Annotated in this window: 17 protein-coding genes and 1 riboswitch; of the genes, 7 read left to right on the forward strand and 10 right to left on the reverse strand. The window is 54.7% G+C overall.

Annotation, left to right across the window (positions count from 1 at the left end):
• Window positions 1–16: 16 nt before the first annotated feature.
• The 4 genes from yqiA to nudF are packed head-to-tail and all read right to left on the reverse strand — an operon-like array spanning window position 17 to window position 2504.
• A complete protein-coding gene (yqiA, locus tag ACKI5T_RS19525) occupies window positions 17–598 on the reverse strand; it encodes an esterase YqiA (protein WP_174342886.1) in 582 nt (193 codons plus the stop codon).
• Window positions 598–1425, reverse strand: a complete 828-nt coding sequence (cpdA, locus tag ACKI5T_RS19530) for a 3',5'-cyclic-AMP phosphodiesterase (RefSeq protein ID WP_015960432.1) — start codon at window positions 1423–1425, stop codon at window positions 598–600. Before cpdA ends, yqiA begins: the two co-directional genes overlap by 1 nt.
• Before the next feature lie 27 nt (window positions 1426–1452).
• On the reverse strand, window positions 1453–1875 hold the full coding sequence (locus ACKI5T_RS19535) for a DUF1249 family protein (RefSeq protein ID WP_015960433.1): 423 nt from the start codon (window positions 1873–1875) through the stop codon (window positions 1453–1455).
• On the reverse strand, window positions 1872–2504 hold the full coding sequence (gene nudF / locus ACKI5T_RS19540) for an ADP-ribose diphosphatase (RefSeq protein WP_407439578.1): 633 nt from the start codon (window positions 2502–2504) through the stop codon (window positions 1872–1874). Before nudF ends, ACKI5T_RS19535 begins: the two co-directional genes overlap by 4 nt.
• A gap of 202 nt (window positions 2505–2706) precedes the next feature.
• On the opposite strand from nudF, the gene tolC reads away from it, so the two are divergent.
• From tolC to ACKI5T_RS19555, 3 genes are all read left to right on the forward strand, one after another.
• Window positions 2707–4191, forward strand: coding sequence for an outer membrane channel protein TolC (gene tolC, locus ACKI5T_RS19545; protein ID WP_133631438.1), 1485 nt, complete (start codon window positions 2707–2709; stop codon window positions 4189–4191).
• A 176-nt stretch (window positions 4192–4367) separates the two neighbouring features.
• Window positions 4368–5033: a DUF1190 family protein gene (locus ACKI5T_RS19550; RefSeq protein WP_235134078.1), complete on the forward strand. Its 666-nt coding sequence runs from the start codon at window positions 4368–4370 to the stop codon at window positions 5031–5033.
• Window positions 5034–5035: 2 nt separating this feature from the next.
• Complete coding sequence (locus tag ACKI5T_RS19555) at window positions 5036–6196, forward strand: glutathionylspermidine synthase family protein (RefSeq protein ID WP_407439581.1); 1161 nt, start codon at window positions 5036–5038, stop codon at window positions 6194–6196.
• Window positions 6197–6230: 34 nt separating this feature from the next.
• Here ACKI5T_RS19555 and ygiD read toward each other — a convergent pair whose 3' ends face one another.
• Window positions 6231–7019, reverse strand: a complete 789-nt coding sequence (ygiD, locus tag ACKI5T_RS19560; protein WP_407439583.1) for a 4,5-DOPA dioxygenase extradiol — start codon at window positions 7017–7019, stop codon at window positions 6231–6233.
• A gap of 196 nt (window positions 7020–7215) precedes the next feature.
• On the opposite strand from ygiD, the gene zupT reads away from it, so the two are divergent.
• Window positions 7216–7989 carry a zinc transporter ZupT gene (gene zupT, locus ACKI5T_RS19565; protein WP_407439585.1) on the forward strand — a complete coding sequence of 258 codons (774 nt, stop codon included), beginning with the start codon at window positions 7216–7218 and terminating at the stop codon, window positions 7987–7989.
• Window positions 7990–8019: 30 nt separating this feature from the next.
• On the opposite strand, the gene ribB is transcribed toward zupT, so the two are convergent.
• A complete protein-coding gene (gene ribB / locus ACKI5T_RS19570) occupies window positions 8020–8673 on the reverse strand; it encodes a 3,4-dihydroxy-2-butanone-4-phosphate synthase (protein ID WP_015960440.1) in 654 nt (217 codons plus the stop codon).
• Window positions 8674–8778: 105 nt separating this feature from the next.
• Window positions 8779–8929: riboswitch (FMN riboswitch) on the reverse strand.
• Window positions 8930–9108: 179 nt separating this feature from the next.
• Between ribB and ubiK the strand changes: the two genes are divergently transcribed.
• Window positions 9109–9405: a ubiquinone biosynthesis accessory factor UbiK gene (gene ubiK, locus ACKI5T_RS19575; RefSeq protein ID WP_407439588.1), complete on the forward strand. Its 297-nt coding sequence runs from the start codon at window positions 9109–9111 to the stop codon at window positions 9403–9405.
• Window positions 9406–9494: 89 nt separating this feature from the next.
• Here the strand turns inward: ubiK and hldE are convergent, their stop codons facing one another.
• The 3 genes from hldE to ACKI5T_RS19590 form a co-directional block, all read right to left on the reverse strand.
• Window positions 9495–10925 (reverse strand): bifunctional D-glycero-beta-D-manno-heptose-7-phosphate kinase/D-glycero-beta-D-manno-heptose 1-phosphate adenylyltransferase HldE, encoded by a 1431-nt coding sequence (hldE, locus tag ACKI5T_RS19580; protein ID WP_133631443.1) that lies wholly within the window; start codon window positions 10923–10925, stop codon window positions 9495–9497.
• 175 nt (window positions 10926–11100) lie between these two features.
• A complete protein-coding gene (gene glnE, locus ACKI5T_RS19585; RefSeq protein WP_407439590.1) occupies window positions 11101–13941 on the reverse strand; it encodes a bifunctional [glutamate--ammonia ligase]-adenylyl-L-tyrosine phosphorylase/[glutamate--ammonia-ligase] adenylyltransferase in 2841 nt (946 codons plus the stop codon).
• Between the two features lie 20 nt (window positions 13942–13961).
• A complete protein-coding gene (locus tag ACKI5T_RS19590; RefSeq protein WP_407439592.1) occupies window positions 13962–15263 on the reverse strand; it encodes an inorganic triphosphatase in 1302 nt (433 codons plus the stop codon).
• Window positions 15264–15492: 229 nt separating this feature from the next.
• On the opposite strand from ACKI5T_RS19590, the gene ACKI5T_RS19595 reads away from it, so the two are divergent.
• Together ACKI5T_RS19595 and ACKI5T_RS19600 are read left to right on the forward strand one after the other, a co-directional pair.
• Window positions 15493–16113, forward strand: coding sequence for a TIGR04211 family SH3 domain-containing protein (locus ACKI5T_RS19595; RefSeq protein WP_235135780.1), 621 nt, complete (start codon window positions 15493–15495; stop codon window positions 16111–16113).
• Window positions 16114–16174: 61 nt separating this feature from the next.
• Window positions 16175–17416 carry a multifunctional CCA addition/repair protein gene (locus ACKI5T_RS19600; protein WP_015960446.1) on the forward strand — a complete coding sequence of 414 codons (1242 nt, stop codon included), beginning with the start codon at window positions 16175–16177 and terminating at the stop codon, window positions 17414–17416.
• A gap of 10 nt (window positions 17417–17426) precedes the next feature.
• Here the strand turns inward: ACKI5T_RS19600 and bacA are convergent, their stop codons facing one another.
• Window positions 17427–18248 (reverse strand): undecaprenyl-diphosphate phosphatase, encoded by an 822-nt coding sequence (bacA, locus tag ACKI5T_RS19605; protein WP_015960447.1) that lies wholly within the window; start codon window positions 18246–18248, stop codon window positions 17427–17429.
• Window positions 18249–18321: the final 73 nt, after the last annotated feature.

Here is an 18321-nt window from a genome sequence, read left to right on the forward strand (position 1 = left end):
CAATTCGCAGTGATTGTCAGTGGCTGTGCAGTCCAAGAAAATCGACAATCTGGGTGAAATGATTCTCAAAGCCCGTGAAAGCATGGTTTCCGCCCTCTTCTACAGTCTGGCGGCAAGAGGCGTAATACGCCACTGCCTGGCGGTAATCCAGCACTTCATCGCCCGTCTGTTGCAGCAGCCAGATAAGATCGGGCGCGTCCAGCGGGTCTATCTGCATAACTTTGAGGTCGTAAATATGGCGTGACTCTAGCACATATTGTTGTCCGGTGTAGGGGTTCTCGTTTTGCCCGAGAAAGTCCCTCAGCAGCTCAAAGGGCCGTACTGCCGGGTTAACAACTACCGCAGGGAGCATAAAGCATTGCGAGAGCCAGGTGGCGTAATAACCGCCCAGCGAAGAGCCCACGACGCCGAACGATTCACCGCCATGTTCCATCACGATGGACTCCAGCATCTCTGCGGCATCAGCGGGATACGGCGGGAGTTGCGGAACGATGATCTCAATGTGCGGATGATGCGCGCCGAGCCACTGACGAAATTGCGTCGCCTTCGCGGAACGCGGGGAGCTGTTGAACCCGTGTAAATAAAGGAGCGTAGACATCAGTATCCTTCTGACGCGGTATCTGGGCGGAACGTCGCACTTTGCAGACGGCAAACTTCTGTCGTCAGCGAGCCATCGGCATGCAGTTCCAGCCAGCGCCAGCCTGGCGCAATCGTGTCTAACGTAAAGTTGGCGCAGTGCGGTTTGAACTGGACGCACGTCGACGGCGTCGCCAGTAAACGGCGGCCATTCCAGTCGAGATCCTGTTCCTGATGAATATGACCACACAACAGATTGTTGACATGGGGATATTTGGACAACACGCGATCCAGCGCCGCTGAATTGCGCAGGCTATGTTGATCGAGCCAGCTGCATCCCGCAGGCAAAGGATGATGATGCAATAACAGCAGGGTATGACGCTCAGGATCGGCAGCCAGTTTTTTCTCCAGCCACTCCAGCTGAAAATCACTCAACTCACCATGCGGTACACCGAACACCTGCGTATCCAACAGCAAAATTTGCCAGTGCTCACCGACAAACACGCGCTTGGCGGGAGAAATGCCCGCATCGTGCAGCGTGCTGTACATCGCTGGCTGAAAATCATGATTGCCGGGTAACCAGACGCAGGGCACGCTAAAGCTCGCGATCCCTGTCGCAAAATGCTGATAGGCCGCAGCGCTTTGATCTTGTGCCAAATCGCCCGTAGCCGCTATCAAATCGCAGTGGCGATTCTCAGCGTGAATGGCATCCAGTACTGCCTGATAACTCTCCCAGGTGTTTACACCTAACAGCGTTTCATGCTTTTCGGCAAACAGGTGGGTATCAGTGATTTGTAATATCCTGACTGGCGCCCCACCAGCAACAGTCAGGTTTAACAGGCTTTCCAAATGGTGTCCTTAGGTAGGTTTATGACGCTAACAAACCGGAATCGCCATTGCTCCATGTGCTAAACAATATCTTAGCCAGTCGGCTAAAAACTGGTTAATTTGATGCTTTTCGTCGCGTTGATGCAACTTTTTATTAGGATAATCATACCGCGCTTTAAAGCGGAAGATCTGCTGACTTGAACACACTTCGGCCACCATCGCATCATGATAAAGCCGGACCGTCATCGACGGCAGGCTCCAGTAGCTGATCGTCGGCGCCGTTTGTTTGATTTCTACCAGGGTCGTGTAACGAGTCGATTCAACAATCGTTAATCGATACTGCGCGTTGCTCACCTGATAGCTTACCATTTCGCCGGGCGCGTCATCACGCGGCAACAGGCGGCGTAATTGCGCGAAATTGGTTTCGCACAAACGCATCATTTCTGGGAAGTCAGGTGTATAACGCTTCATTTTTTCCACTCGTTTCGTAAGTCTTGATAATGCAGTTGCAGCCATTGCAAAGCGATGACAGACGCTGCGTTGTCGATTTTCCCCTCTTTTACCCACTGGTAAGCCTGTTCCCGACTCACCACATGAACACGAATATCTTCGTTTTCATCTGCCAGACCGTGAATACCTTCCGCGATCGTGGCGTCCACTTCCCCCACCAGAATAGAAGAGCGCTCGCTGGTCCCGCCAGGGCTTGCCAGATAGCTCAGCACGGGTTTTGTCCGGCCCACTTTCAGCCCGGCTTCTTCCTCAGCCTCACGGCGGGCGACATCTTCCGGCGTTTCGCCTTCTTCGATCATGCCTGCGACCATTTCCAGCAGCCACGGGGTTTCGCTGGTATCCAGCGCCGCAATCCGTACCTGTTCAATCAATACCACTTCATCGCGCACTGGGTCAAAGGGTAGCAAGACTGCGGCATGCCCGCGCTCAAAAATTTCACGTCTTACTTCCCCGCTCATTTCCCCGTTAAACAGGCGATGCCTAAAACGGTAAAGTTCCAGTGAAAAAAATCCGCTATATAACGTTTCCCGTGCAATAATTTCTACATCGTTTTTGGTGAAAGTTACTGGCAATTCATCTGGTTTTTGCATGGCGGTTTCCTGGTCACAATCATGATGAAATTATGAATTTCAAGGCTGTTTGGCTGCCGTTTCAAAGGCTATATGATAGATTGATGCAAATTACAGCCGGATGGCACGTAACGCCAACCTTTTGGTGTGGATGATTCTGTTAGAATCGGCAAATATATTTAACAAGATCAGCGCTAATACTGCTTCACAACAAGGAATGCAAATGAAGAAATTGCTCCCCATCCTTATCGGCCTGAGCCTGACGGGCTTCAGCGCGATGAGCCAGGCAGAAAACCTGTTACAGGTTTATCAGCAAGCACGTCTGGGCAACCCTGAGCTGCGTAAGTCGGCTGCCGATCGTGACGCTGCGTTCGAAAAAATTAACGAAGCACGCAGTCCGTTGCTGCCGCAGTTGGGCTTAGGTGCAGATTATACCTACGGCAATGGCTTCCGTGATAGCAACGGTGTTAACTCCAATACCACCGGCGCATCTCTGCAATTAACGCAAACCTTGTTTGACATGTCCAAGTGGCGTTCGCTGAGTCTTCAAGAGAAAAGCGCAGGCATTCAGGACGTCACCTATCAGACCGATCAGCAAACGCTGATCCTGAATACCGCGACGGCCTACTTCAACGTGTTGAGCGCGATCGATTCGCTCTCCTACACCGAAGCGCAGAAACAAGCGATTTATCGTCAGTTGGATCAAACCACGCAACGTTTTAACGTAGGCCTGGTGGCGATCACCGACGTGCAGAACGCCCGTTCCCAATACGATACCGTGCTGGCGAACGAAGTGACCGCGCGTAACAACCTTGATAACGCGCTGGAATCTCTGCGTCAGGTCACTGGTAATTACTATCCTGAACTGGCTTCGTTGAACGTCGACAACTTCAAAACGGATAAACCGCAGGCCGTGAATGCGCTGCTGAAAGAAGCAGAAAACCGCAACCTGGCGCTGTTACAGGCACGTCTGAGCCAGGATCTGGCACGCGAGCAAATCCGTCAGGCACAGGATGGGCATCTGCCAACCCTGAGCCTCACTGCATCCAGTGCCGTAACGGACACCTCTTATAGCGGTTCTAAAACCGGCGGCGCGAATGCTTCGCAGTTTGACGACAGCAATGTGGGCCAGAACAAAGTCGGCCTGAGCTTCTCCATGCCGCTGTATCAGGGCGGCATGGTTAACTCTCAGGTTAAACAAGCTCAGTACAACTTTGTTGGCGCAAGCGAACAGCTTGAAAGCGCGCACCGCAACGTAGTGCAGACCGTGCGTTCGTCATTCAACAACGTGAATGCCTCTATCAGCAGCATCAACGCCTACAAACAGGCCGTTGTGTCGGCACAGAGTTCATTGGACGCGATGGAAGCCGGTTATTCGGTCGGTACGCGTACCATCGTTGACGTGCTGGATGCGACGACCACGCTGTTCAATGCAAAACAACAGCTCTCCAGCGCACGCTACAACTACCTGATTAACCAACTGAATATTAAATCAGCTCTGGGTACGCTGAACGAGCAGGATCTGCAGATGCTGAACAGCACGCTGGGTAAACCGGTTTCAACAACGCCTGAAAACGTGGCGCCGGAAAACCCACAGCAGGACGCCAGCGCTGATGGCTATAACGCCAACGGTTCAGCCCCTGTTGCGCAGCCCGCAGCGGCTCGCACGACAACCAATAACGCAGCCGGTAACCCATTCCGTAACTGATGTTAAAACCCGGTCTATGACTCCATAGGCCGGGTTAGCTTTGCTCCAGTCGACATATAAACGTAAGCCAACGTAAAGATCCCCCTGACGCTCCCTCTGCGCTTCATTTTCAACCACTCATCCTCTATCCTAAGCCTTATTTCCTTTGTAATACCACTGGGTCCTGGAAGACAAAAATGAAACGGACAAAAACGATCAATCACGCCTCGTTCCGCAAAAACTGGAACGCACGCCATCTCACTCCTGTCGCTCTGGCGATCACCGCCGTATTTTTGCTGGCAGGATGTGAGCAATCCGACGAAACGGTATCGATGTATCAGAATGCCGATGACTGCTCAAGCGCCACCGGCAAAAGCGCAGAATGTACCACTGCGTACAACAATGCGTTGAAAGAAGCCGAACGCACCGCGCCGAAATATGCAACGCGTGAAGACTGTATCGCCGAGTTCGGTGAAGGTCAGTGTCAGCAAGCGCCTGCACAGGCAGGCATGGCACCAGAAAACCAGGCGCAAGCACAATCCAGCGGCAGCTTCTGGATGCCGTTGATGGCGGGCTACATGATGGGCCGGATGATGAGCGGCGGCGCGGGCTTCCAGCAGCAGCCTCTTTTTAGCTCCAAAAATCCAAATAGCCCGGCATACGGTAAATACACCGACGCCAGCGGCAAAGGCTACGGCGCAGCACAGCCAGGCCGTACGGCGACCGTTCCAAAAACCGCAATGGCACCAAAACCTGCAACCACCAGCACCGTGACGCGCGGCGGCTTTGGCGACTCGGTGGCAAAACAGTCCACCATGCAGCGTAGCGCGACGGGTTCTTCTACTCGCTCAATGGGCGGCTGATAATGGAACGAGTCAGTATTATTGAGCGCCCGGACTGGCGCGAAAAAGCGACCGAATACGGCTTTAATTTTCACACCATGTACGGCGAACCGTACTGGTGTGAGGATGCTTTCTACAAATTGACGCTCGCTCAGGTTGAGAAACTCGAGGACGTCACCGCCGAATTGCATCAGATGTGCCTCAAAGTCGTGGAAAAAGTGATCGCCAGCGATGAGCTGATGACCAAATTCCGCATCCCTAAACATACCTGGGGCTTTGTGCGTCACGCCTGGCAGACCAATCAGCCTTCTCTCTACTCCCGCCTCGATCTGGCGTGGGATGGTGTGGGCGATCCTAAAATGCTGGAAAATAACGCTGATACCCCGACTTCACTGTATGAAGCGGCGTTCTTTCAGTACATCTGGCTCGAAGATCAGGTCGCAGCGGGCAACCTGCCGGAAGGCAGCGATCAATTCAACAGTCTGCAGGAAAAGCTGATCGAACGTTTCGCCGAACTGCGCGAGCAGCACGGGTTCAATCTGCTGCATCTTGCCTGCTGTCGTGACACGGTTGAAGATCGTGGAACAGTGCAGTATTTGCAGGATTGCGCGGCCGAAGCGGAAGTCGCCACTGAATTCTTATACATCGAAGATATCGGCTTAGGCGAGCGCGGACAGTTTACGGATACGCAAGATCAGGTCATTAGCAACCTGTTCAAACTCTATCCGTGGGAATTCATGCTGCGCGAAGTGTTTTCGACCAAACTCGAAGATGCTGGCGTACGCTGGCTGGAGCCAGCATGGAAAAGCATTATCTCCAACAAAGCGCTGCTGCCCATGCTGTGGGAGATGTTCCCTAATCACCCCAATCTGCTGCAAGCGTACTTCGCTGAAGACGATCATCCGCCGATGGAAAAATACGTCATCAAGCCGATCTTCTCACGCGAAGGGGCCAACGTTTCGATTATCGAAAACGGCAAAACCCTGGAAGCTGCCGAAGGGCCGTATGGCGAAGAAGGCATGATCGTTCAGGAGTTTTACCCGCTGCCGAAATTTGGTGACAGCTACGTCCTGATTGGAAGCTGGCTCATCAACGATCAGCCAGCCGGGATTGGCATTCGTGAAGATCGCGCGCTGATCACACAGGATCTGTCGCGCTTCTATCCGCACATTTTCGTCGAGTAAAACCGATTCTCTCTCCCCACGGGAGAGAGAATCATTACCCCACCTGCACTGACAACATACTTAGACTACCCATCTCAATGCCGTCCACCGGAATGCTCACGGGTTCCTGACCATCCCACGCGCCCAAAACATACAGCAGCGGTAAAAAGTGGTCCGCCGTCGGGTTAGACAGTGAACCGCCTTCATGATCCAGGTAATTCACCAGTGGATGCTCTTCCACCGGGCCCTGCCAGGTCAAATTCGCTTTGACAAAATCATTGAACGATGTGGCCCACGGATACGGGGTGTTTTCACCGTGCCAACGCGCCGTGCGCAGGTTATGAACCACGTTACCACTGGCGACCAGCATGATGCCTTCATCGCGCAACGTCGCCAGTTTGCGTCCCATCTCCAGATGCCACGCTGCCGGTTTGGTGCTATCGATACTCAACTGCACCATGGGGATATCGGCATCCGGATACATTTTGATCAGCACGCCCCACGAACCGTGGTCAAAGCCCCAGGCTTCTTTATCCAGCGTTACTGGAACGGGAGCCAGAAGATCCACCAACTGCTGCGCAAGCTCAGGCGATCCTGGCGCGGGATAATGCGTGTCGTACAGCGCCTGAGGGAAACCGCCAAAATCATGAATGGTTTTGGGCGCTTCCATTGCCGTCACGCCAGTACCGCGTGTAAACCAGTGTGCAGATACCACCACGATCGCTTTTGGACGCGGCAACGTCTCACCCAGTTCACGCCAGGCACGCGTATAAACGTTATCTTCCAGGACGTTCATCGGGCTACCGTGGCCCAAAAACAGTGCTGGCATACGAGGAGAAGTCATGGTGATATCCTTACATAAGGTGTCGATTTAATAACGCTACATTACGCGCTATCGTCCGAAGATGAACTCAGATAAGCATGATGATGATCTTCAGAAATTTTGAATGTAAGGAGTCTGTAAAGCAGAGAATGCCCTCTCGCTTTGCAGCGGATTCATTATTAGCATGGTTAAGATTCATTTTCATAAGGAGACGTGAATGTCAGTACCGCTGATTCTGACCCTACTTGCGGGGGCCGCGACCTTTATTGGTGCGATTCTCGGTGTGATCGGTCAGAAACCGTCTAACCGCGTGCTGGCGTTTTCTCTGGGTTTCGCGGCGGGGATTATGCTGTTGATTTCCCTGATGGAAATGCTGCCTGCAGCACTTCGGACCGACGGCATGTCGCCCGTCATGGGCTACGGCATGTTTGTCGTGGGGCTGCTGGGTTATTTTGCTCTCGACAAATTGCTCCCGCATGCGCATCCGCAAGATTTGATGCAGAAAAACGCCAAACCCACTCGCGGTAATATCAAACGCACTGCCATTTTACTCACGCTAGGCATCAGCCTGCATAACTTCCCGGAAGGGGTCGCGACTTACGTGACGGCCAGTAATAACCTTGAACTGGGCTTTGGAATCGCACTGGCCGTCGCTTTACACAATATTCCTGAAGGACTGGCAGTGGCGGGTCCGGTTTATGCGGCGACAGGTTCAAAACGCACGGCAATTTTGTGGGCCGGGATTTCGGGGCTGGCTGAAATTTTAGGCGGCGTACTGGCGTGGCTGATTCTGGGCAGCATGATCTCCCCGGTGGTGATGGCAGCGATTATGGCGGCCGTGGCAGGCATTATGGTTGCCTTGTCGGTGGATGAACTGATGCCGCTAGCAAAAGAGATCGATCCTAACAACAACCCCAGCTACGGCGTGTTATGCGGGATGTCGGTGATGGGTTTAAGTCTGGTGCTGTTGCAAACGGCAGGATTTGGATAAAAAAACGCCGGGCTAACCCGGCGTTTTTCTTTAGCTGGCTTTACGCTCGTGCGCCTGGCGATACTCCACCAGATCTTCGATCGTCACCACCGGCATATTGTGCAGACGGGCAAAGGTGACACACTCCGGCGCACGCGCCATCGTACCGTCATCATTGGTCAGTTCGCACAAAACACCTGCTGGCTTAAAGCCGGCCAGCGTCACCAGATCGAGAGTCGCCTCGGTGTGACCACCGCGAGTCAACACGCCACCCGCCTGCGCGCGCAGCGGGAACACGTGGCCCGGGCGATGCAGGTCAGACGGTTTCGCGCCATCCGCAATAGCGGCACGAACGGTCGTCAGACGGTCAGCGGCAGAAACACCGGTTGTCACGCCGTGCGCAGCTTCAATCGTCACGGTAAAACCGGTGCCGAAAGCGCTGGTGTTGTTCTCAACCATCATTGGCAGGTCGAGTTGTTTGCGGCGTTCTTCGTTGATACACAGGCACACAATGCCGCTGCCGTGACGGATGGTCAGCGCCATCTGCTCAACGGTCATGTTTTCTGCGGCGAAGATCATGTCACCTTCGTTTTCACGATGTTCATCGTCGAGCACCATCACACCGCGGCCTTCGCGCAGTGCATCAAGTGCGTGTTCAACACGTTCAATAGAAGTGCCAAAAGAGGAAAGTAGCGTCTGATTCATGGTAAAAAAACCTCATTAACATTATGGTTACCAGAATCAGGGCAGTCTTAGGAGCGCCGTATAAGCGGCAAAAAGATAACGTGAGCGGGCCGTGCCCGACTTGATCGTTACTCTCTCCCATCCGGACTCTAACCGTCGGCTCCGGAATTACACCGGATCTGCTGACCTTTAGGTTTTCACCTAAAGCGCTCGCGGGCTTTCAGCGCAAGGCTGATTTACCGCCGGTGGGGAATTTCGCCCCGCCCTGAGAATAAGCGAGATAACTATAACGCTATTGATTAACCCGGGCAATGCATAAGCTTCAAACAATTCTGGTTTATATAATTGGTTCAGCAGCCTGCGCTGAGTTATCTACGACCTGAATGATTTTGTGTATCTGATAAGAAATTACACGCTACAATGGTCGCTAACACCTTCTGATCAAGGGAAACGACAATGATTGACCCGAAAAAAATTGAACAAATTGCCCGTCAGGTTCATGAGTCCATGCCAAAAGGCATTCGTGAGTTTGGTGATGACGTCGAAAAGAAAATCCGCCAGGTGTTGCAGTCACAGCTGACGCGTCTTGATCTGGTGAGCCGCGAAGAGTTTGATGTGCAGACTCAAGTTTTACTCCGCACCCGCGAAAAAATCGCGCTGCTGGAACAGCGTCTGACCGAGCTGGAAAATCGCAGTGTGAATTCCGAAATCAAACCGGCTCCGGCGATCCCACCGCTAGACGAGCAGGATTAAGTGCCGCCTGATGCCCTCACCCAAAGGGAAAGGGCGAAAAAATAACGGGCCGCTCGGCCCGTTTTTATTATCCAGAATGTGTGCCCGACTTACTGACTGTCTTTCTGGATCTTCTTAATGATGTTGGTGGTTGAACACCCATCTTCAAAATTCAGCACCATCACGTCGCCGCCGTTCGCCCAGACCTCTTCGCTACCCGCGATTTGCTCCGGCTTATAATCCCCGCCTTTTACCAGAAGATCGGGCAGAATGCCGGCAATCAGGCGCTGCGGTGTGTCTTCTTCAAATGAGACCACCCAGTCAACGGCTTCCAGCGCACCGAGCACGATCATGCGCTGCTCCAGGGGATTCACCGGACGCGTTTCGCCTTTGAGACGTTTGGTGGATGCATCGCTGTTGACCGCGACAATCAGACGATCGCCAAGCTTGCGCGCGTTCGCCAGGTACGAAACGTGACCCGCGTGCAGAATGTCGAATACGCCGTTGGTCATAACGACTTTCTCGCCGCGCTTACGCGCCGCCGCGACCGCTACTTTCAGCTCGTCTTCGCTCATCACGCCAAAGCCGGTATCAGCCCGACCGCGCACCGCGTTTTCCAGCTCAATCGGAGAAACGGTTGATGTCCCCAGTTTACCCACGACCACACCGGCGGCAGCGTTAGCGAAATAGCACGCCTCTTCCAGCGAATTCCCGGCCGCCAGCGTCGCCGCCAGCACGCCAATCACCGTATCGCCTGCGCCGGTCACATCATAAACTTCCTGTGCCTGCGTTGGCATATGCAGCGGCGGTTTACCCGGCTGTAACAGCGTCATACCTTGCTCAGAGCGGGTGACTAACAGCGCGGAGAAGTCGAAATCAGCGATGATTTTCATCCCGCGTTCAACGATCTCTTCTTCGTTTTTGCATTTACCGGCAACCGCTTCAAACTCGGATAGGTTTGGCGTCAGGAGCGTCGCACCGCGATAGCGCTCAAACTCAGTGCCTTTCGGGTCGATTAAAACCGGAACGCCCGCTTTTCGCGCCAGCTGGATCATCTGCTGCACGCTGGCCAGTGCGCCCTTGGCGTAATCAGAGAGGACCAACGCACCAATGCTGCCCAATGCCTGCGCGATACGCTCGTGCATCGGCTCGGGATCGACGCCTTCAAAACCTTCTTCAAAGTCGAGACGAATCAGCTGCTGGTTACGAGAAAGCACGCGCAGTTTAGTGATCGTCGGATGCGTTGGCACAGAAACGAAATCACACTTCACGTTAACGTCGGCCAGCGTTTTGCTGAGCGCGCGCGCCGCGTCGTCAATGCCCGTCAAGCCCACCAGACGCGAATGCGCGCCCAGGGAGGCAATATTCATCGCCACGTTTGCCGCGCCGCCAGGACGCTCCTCGATGGTGTCCACTTTGACGACCGGGACCGGCGCTTCAGGGGAAATACGGCTGGTCGGCCCGTACCAGTAGCGGTCCAGCATCACATCACCGACAACCATAACCCCAGCACGTTCGAACTCTGGCAGTGTTACTTTCATTCCTGACTCCAGAAAGATTCACAATTTGCGCGCGATAATATCACACTTGTCCCCTAAATCATTCGAGCTGCAGGAGGTCGGCAACGCCGCGAATCCCAGGAGCTTACTCCAGTAAATGACTGGGATGAGCGAGGAAAGCCAACGCATCTGCAGACCGAAGGATGACGGGGAATGGTTAAGCACGGTCCACCAGCCACTTCTGCCAGCTTGCAGACACCTGAGCACGCTCAGCGGTAAAACAGTCCAACGCCACGTGGCCCGGCTGTTCCTGTAACGCCAGATGATGCAACTCATCGCGAAGCGTGGTGTACGCATGGGTGAGCGCTTGCGCTTCTTGCTCATCCATAATGTCGTTTTGCGCCAGCAGTTCCAGAATGCGCACGTTATCAGACCAGCGCGTCAGCTTCGGTTTGGCGTGCGCGTGGCGGAGCACCAGATATTGCGTAATAAACTCGATATCGGTAATTCCCCCTTCATCGGCTTTGATATCAAAGCGATCGCGATGTTTATTGCCTAAATGCGCGCGCATTTTCTCGCGCATTTCGCGCACTTCGGTTTGCAGCGTTTCACCTTCACGCGTGGCGATCAGCACATCGCGGCGAATGGCGTCAAACTGCGTTTTAAGCTGCGGATCGCCATACACCACGCGCGCGCGCACCAGCGCCTGATGCTCCCAGGTCCACGCTTCATGTTGCTGATATTCCGCAAAGGATTCGGTGGAGGTGACCAGCATGCCCGCCGCACCGGACGGGCGCAAACGCGCATCAACTTCGTACAGAATCCCGGAGGACGTGCGAGTGCTGAACAGATGCATCACGCGCTGAGCAAGACGCAAATAGAACTGGCGTCCGTCGATTTCGCGCTCGCCATCGGTCATGACGTCAACCGGGCAATCGTGAAGGAAGATCAAATCCAGATCGGAGCTGTAGCCCAGCTCCCAGCCGCCCAATTTGCCATAACCCACCACCGCAAAACCGCGTCCCTCGCGCTCGGTCAGATGCTTTGGCTGGCCGTAGCGCGCCACCATTTGCCCCCATGCCTGCTGCACCACCGCGTCGATCATCGCTTCGGCAAGCCAGGTTAAATGATCGCTGACTTTCATCACCGGCAGCGTACCGGCGATATCCGCGGCCGCCACGCGCAGCATTTGTGCCTGCTTGAACTGACGCAACGCCTCGAGCTGCTGCTCTTCATCGTCTTCCGGAACGCGCAGCAGATACTGGCGTAGCTCATCGCGATAAGCATCCATCGCGGTCGGCTGGTACAGCGTATTGGGATCGAGTAGTTCATCAAGCAGCAGCGGATAACGCGCCAGCTTGCTGGCGACCATCGGCGATGCCGCGCAGAGAGAAATCAGATGTTTGAGCGCCCCGGGGAATTCACTGAGCAGTTCAAGATAGGTCGTGCGCGTAATAATCCCCGTCAGGAGCGGGGTCACGCGAGAAAGCGGAACAGGCGCATCGGCACGCGAACAGACGTCGCTCAACAAATGCGGCATCAGATGATCCAGCACCTGGCGTCCGCGCGGCCCAATGGCACGCTTGTTCATCTCCATACGGAAATCGGCGATCAGCGCGACTACACGATGGCGATCGTCGTCGCTTAAGTGCGCCAGCACCGGCGTGGTGTCGTCTTCCTGCAACGCATCCTGCCACAGCTCGCGCCAGTGCTCAGACAGCGTATCGTCCTGCGTGTCGCTCTCGTCATCGCCAATGAGATCGTTAAAAATGCGCCGCACACCGGACATGTGCGCATCCAGTTTTTCGGTCAGCGCCTGCCAGTCATCGACGCGCATCCCCCAGGCCAGACGCGCGCGATTCAGGTCGTCGCCCGGCAGCGTTTGGGTTTGCTCATCGTTAATGCTTTGCAGCAGGTTTTCCAGACGGCGTAGATAAAGATATGCGTCGCGCAGGGTTTGCGCGTTGCCTTCCGCCAGCAGATGCAGTTGATCAATCGCCTCAAGCGTCGGCAACAGGGAACGGGATTGCAGCGACGGCTCGCGTCCGCCGCGAATCAGCTGGAATACCTGAACGATAAATTCGATTTCGCGAATGCCGCCCGCACCGAGTTTGATGTTGTCCTTCAAACCGCGACGACGCACTTCACGGGCGATCATCCCTTTCATATTGCGCAGCGACTGAATCACGCTGAAGTCGATATAACGGCGGAACACGAACGGGCGCAGCATGGCGCGCAGCTCGCTGGCGTACACATCGCCGTTATCCCCCATGATGCGCGCTTTAACCATCGCATAGCGTTCCCAGTCGCGGCCCTGCTCCTGGTAATAATCTTCCAGCGCCGCAAAGCTCAACACCAGCGGGCCGCTGTCACCAAACGGACGCAAACGCATATCCACGCGATAGACAAAGCCGTCCTGAGTGGGCTGATCCAAAGCTTTAATGAGTCGCTGCCCCAGACGGGTAAAGAACTGGGCGTTATCCAGCTCGCGGCGGCCGCCGCGCGTTGCCCCCTTTTCCGGCCAGGCAAAAATCAAGTCGATATCCGACGAGAAATTCAGCTCGCCGCCGCCCAGCTTGCCCATGCCCAAAATCATCAGCGGCTGCGGCGTGCCCTCTTCACTGCACGGCGTGCCCCACTCTTTACAGCACGCGTCGTACAGCCAGTCGCGCGCTGCTACGATCAGCGTCTCCGCCAGACAGCTCAGCTGCTGTAATGTGCTTTCTTCACTTATCAGCTCCAGCGATTGCGCCCAGGCGATGCGGACCATCACACGACGACGGAACTGGCGCAGCACGCGCATCAGCGTCGGCTCATCGGCCACATCGGCTAACGCCTCGCTCAACCACTGCGCATAATGCCGCCACTCATCCGCCTGCGGCGGCACCGTTTCAAGTTCAGCCAGCCATTCAGGATTGGCGGTAATGCTCTCCTGAACAAAATCGCTAAAAGTAAGCACTTGCTGCGCCTGCTCGCTTAGAGATGAAGCAGGTAACGATTCTGGCAGACGTTCACAAACCGTCTGCCAGTGCTGCTGTAAAAGTGAAGAAAGCGGCATTCTGGGGTTCCTTGCCTGAGTTAACGTTTTCCGCTGTGCAGCCAGAACGGCTCTTGCGAAATAGCCTCATTACGGAAATGTTCAATTTCAATACGTTGGCGCGTTTCGATGGCGTGACGCAGCCCCTGCCAGTTCTCCAGCCACGCCTGCGCTTTCACGCCCTCGTAGGAGCCTGCCAGCAGTAGGATGCTGTCGATATCGCGCGTCAGACGAATCAGCTGATCGCTGTATTGATCGCCAAGCGGACGGTCAAAAATCGTTTTCAGCTCAGCGGCGCTGCGGGACATATGCGTATCCGCAAAGCGTTTGAACGAATCCGCGATTTTTTTCTGCGCTTTATCATCGAGGAATGGCTGCCAGCCGCGCGTAACCAGAAATTCGGTCAACGCCAGTTTTGCCGCAGCGGTTTGCGGGCTGTAGACCGCCGTTTGCGCAGAAACATCGGTCGCCATGAGCGCTTCCGTCTGCGTCAGAAAATCACGTAAGTGAGCGCTCGCTTTACGCGGTACCACGCCGCCGAAAAGCGTCAGCGTGCTGCGCACCAGACCCATAGCGGACAATACGTTGGCTTTCGCCTCTTTGACGCCACGAATCCACAGCTCTTCATGGTATTGCCACTGGCTCAGCGCCAGCTCCAGCGCAGCTTCAAGGCCTTGCTCGACGCTGACTTTCGCAGGAACGCGCAGAATAGTGGTCGGTTTGAGCACCCGCGGTGCATTTCCGGCCGCCAGATGGTAGCCGCGCGCGGCTTTGCTCAGGCTGCCCTGACGCAAACCAGACAGGCCCACCAGCTTACGCGCCAGCTTCAGGACGTCATCCGCATCGCCTTCGAGCAGCTCAAGTTCCAGTTCGCAAATCGGTTCCTGGAACTCACCGGCTTTCACTTCACCTAAATCAAGGGCGATTTCGATACGGCTTTTGCCTTCATTTACCAGCCACTTTTCGCGTACGAAATCGGTGCTAAACAGCGGTGCTGCCTGCGCAGCCAGGTTTTCCGGTAGCTCGCCGTTCGGCCAGACTTCTACCGGGAAGCGATCCAGTTCAAGCTCTGGCTTTGCAATGTCGATATTGTATTCAGGACGCTGATGCAGGCCGCCGACCACGCGTCCGGCGATTTTCATCGTCATCTCGTATTGGCCGTTCGCACCGCGAATACGTAACCCCATATCATGGCTGCGCAGCCAGTTGTCCGGCGTTTCGTAATAGATGTTGAGCAGCTGTACCGGATCGTGGTGTTCACCGGAGAGCTGATGAAGGTGGGTTCGCAGCGCATCAACGCTGTCATTTTCGACGATAAATTTTAATTCTATTTCTTGAGCCATAGATTTCTACTTTGGGTTGCGTCACAGCCGCATCAATGAGGGCGAACTTCCTCGCCATATATGTGTCAGTACATAGTATTTTGCGCCAAATTGCCACGCAATGAACAATTTGACGGGCGTAAAAGTTTGCAGGGGCGACACAGATGATTCCGATTGCTGATGAATGCTTTGCGTGGAGACACTGTTGCCTCTACTATCGTTCCACTTTTTACGAAAATAACGACTGATGATGCTTAAATTTCGCCTGATTGGACTCGCTTTACTGACATTGAGCACCGCGACTGCGGTCCACGCTGAAGAGAAACGTTACGTTTCTGACGAACTGAATACCTGGGTCCGTAGCGGTCCAGGAGACAATTATCGCCTCGTGGGTACGGTAAATGCCGGCGAGGAAGTGGTTTTGTTACAGACGAATCAGGACACCAGCTATGGTCAGGTCCGCGACAGCACCGGCCGCACCTCCTGGATCCCATTGAAAGAACTCAGCAACGTGCCAAGCCTGCGCACCCGCGTGCCGGACCTGGAAAATCAGGTGAAAACCCTGACCGATAAGCTGAACAATATTGACACCACCTGGAACCAGCGCACCGCTGAAATGCAGCAGAAAGTGGCGCAGAGCGACGGGGTGATCAACGGCCTGAAAGAAGAGAACCAGAAGCTCAAAAATGAGCTGATTGTGGCGCAGAAAAAAGTCAGCGCCGCCAATCTGCAGCTCGACGACAAACAGCGCACCATCATTATGCAGTGGTTTATGTATGGCGGCGGCGTGCTGGGCGTAGGTCTGGTGCTGGGTCTGGTTCTGCCACATCTGATCCCAAGCCGTAAACGCAAAGACCGCTGGATGAACTAATTCGTCTTCTCTGCCAGACTTACGTATCATCTTGCGAAAAATGAATACGGGAGTTTGAGGCGTGAAGATTTATCTGGTCGGTGGTGCGGTACGTGATGCGTTGTTGGGTCTGCCGGTCAAAGATAAAGACTGGGTTGTGGTTGGTGCCACACCAGAAGAGATGCTTAACGCGGGCTATCAGCAGGTAGGCCGCGATTTCCCCGTGTTTCTTCACCCAAAAACCCGCGAAGAGTACGCCCTGGCGCGAACGGAACGTAAAGCCGGTTTGGGTTATACCGGTTTTACATGCTACGCCGCGCCGGACGTCACGCTTGAGCAAGATTTGCTGCGCCGCGATCTCACCATCAATGCGCTGGCGCAAGACGATGAAGGCCATATCATCGATGCGTACGGCGGTAAGCGCGATCTGCAAAACCGCCTTCTGCGTCACGTCTCCCCAGCTTTTTCTGAAGATCCGCTACGCGTTCTGCGCGTCGCGCGATTTGCTGCGCGTTATGCCCATCTGAGTTTTCGCATTGCTGATGAAACTCTGGCGCTGATGACCGCAATGACCGCGGCAGGCGAGCTGGAACACCTCACGCCAGAACGCGTGTGGAAAGAGACGGAAAATGCCCTGACGACGCGCAATCCGCAGGTGTTTTTCCAGGTGCTTCGCGACTGTGGCGCGTTGAAAGTGCTGTTCCCGGAAATCGACGCACTGTTTGGCGTGCCTGCGCCCGCGAAGTGGCATCCGGAAATTGACACCGGCATTCACACGCTAATGACGCTCAGCATGGCCGCAATGCTCAGCCCGGAAGTGGACGTGCGCTTTGCCACACTGTGTCACGATTTGGGCAAAGGCTTAACGCCCAAAGAGTTTTGGCCGCGCCACCACGGACACGGCCCGGCGGGCGTAAAACTGGTTGAAGGGATTTGCCAGCGCCTGCGCGTGCCAAACGACATTCGAGACCTGGCTAAGCTGGTCGCTGAATTCCACGATTTAATTCATACCTTCCCGATTCTCAAACCCGCCACTATCGTGAAGTTGTTCGATAACATTGACGCCTGGCGCAAACCGCAGCGCGTGGAGCAAATTGCGCTGACCAGCGAAGCAGACGTGCGCGGACGCACCGGGTTTGAAGCCTGCGATTATTCACAAGGACGTTTACTGCGTGAAGCGTGGGAAATCGCCAAAGCTGTGCCGACGAAAGACGTGGTTGAAGCCGGATTTAAAGGGCCAGAGATTCGGGAAGAGTTAACGAAAAGACGCGTTCAGGCCGTTGCAGACTGGAAGGAAAAGCGTTGCCCTCAGCCGAAAGACTGAGGGCCGTGGATCAGAAGAAGACCACGTACACAGCTGCCGCGACGATAAAGCGGTAGATCGCGAATGGAATGAACGAGATACGTTTGATGAGCTGCAGGAAGGTTTTAATTGCCACCAGCGCCACGAGGAACGCGGTCACAAAGCCCACGGCAAACATGGGGAAATCCGCCGCCGTCAGGAAGTGATAGCTCTTATAGAGATCCAGTGCGGTGGCACCCATCATCATTGGCACCGCCAGCAGGAATGAGAATTCCGAGGCCGCATAGCGGCTCACGCCCATCAGCATCCCGCCGGAAATGGTTGCGCCCGAACGCGAAAAGCCCGGCCACAGCGCCAGACACTGGAAGCAGCCAATCATAAACGCCTGACGATAGGTCATGTCATCCAGACCTGGCGCTTTCGGCTCTTTGGGTTTCAGCAGTTCTGCGGCTATCAGCAGTACACCGCCCACCACCAGCGCGTACATCACGTTGATAGGGTTAAACAGCGATTTGATAGCGTCATGGAAAATCAGCCCCAGCACGACGGCTGGCACCATACCCAGCAGGATATGAATGAGCGTCAGACGGCCTTTCCCTTCGCCTTCATGCTGCGGCGGACGACCAAAATGAATGCCGATGAGGCCAAACAGGCGTCGCCAGAACATCACCACCACGGCCAGGATAGAACCTAACTGAATGACCACTTCGAATGTCTTCGCTGTCTCTCCCTCAAAGCCCAGCAAATGACCGACAATGATCATGTGCCCGGTACTGGAAACCGGCAAAAACTCCGTCAATCCTTCGACCACACCCAATATTGCCGCCACCAGCAGCGAGTGCATATCGCTCATCTCATCAACCCTTATTAAAAAGTAAAAAACGGCTCACCACAGGGGTAGCCGCGAAAGATACAGCTGTAAGACC

This window comes from Lelliottia sp., assembly GCF_045627565.1.
Lineage (GTDB): Bacteria > Pseudomonadota > Gammaproteobacteria > Enterobacterales > Enterobacteriaceae > Enterobacter.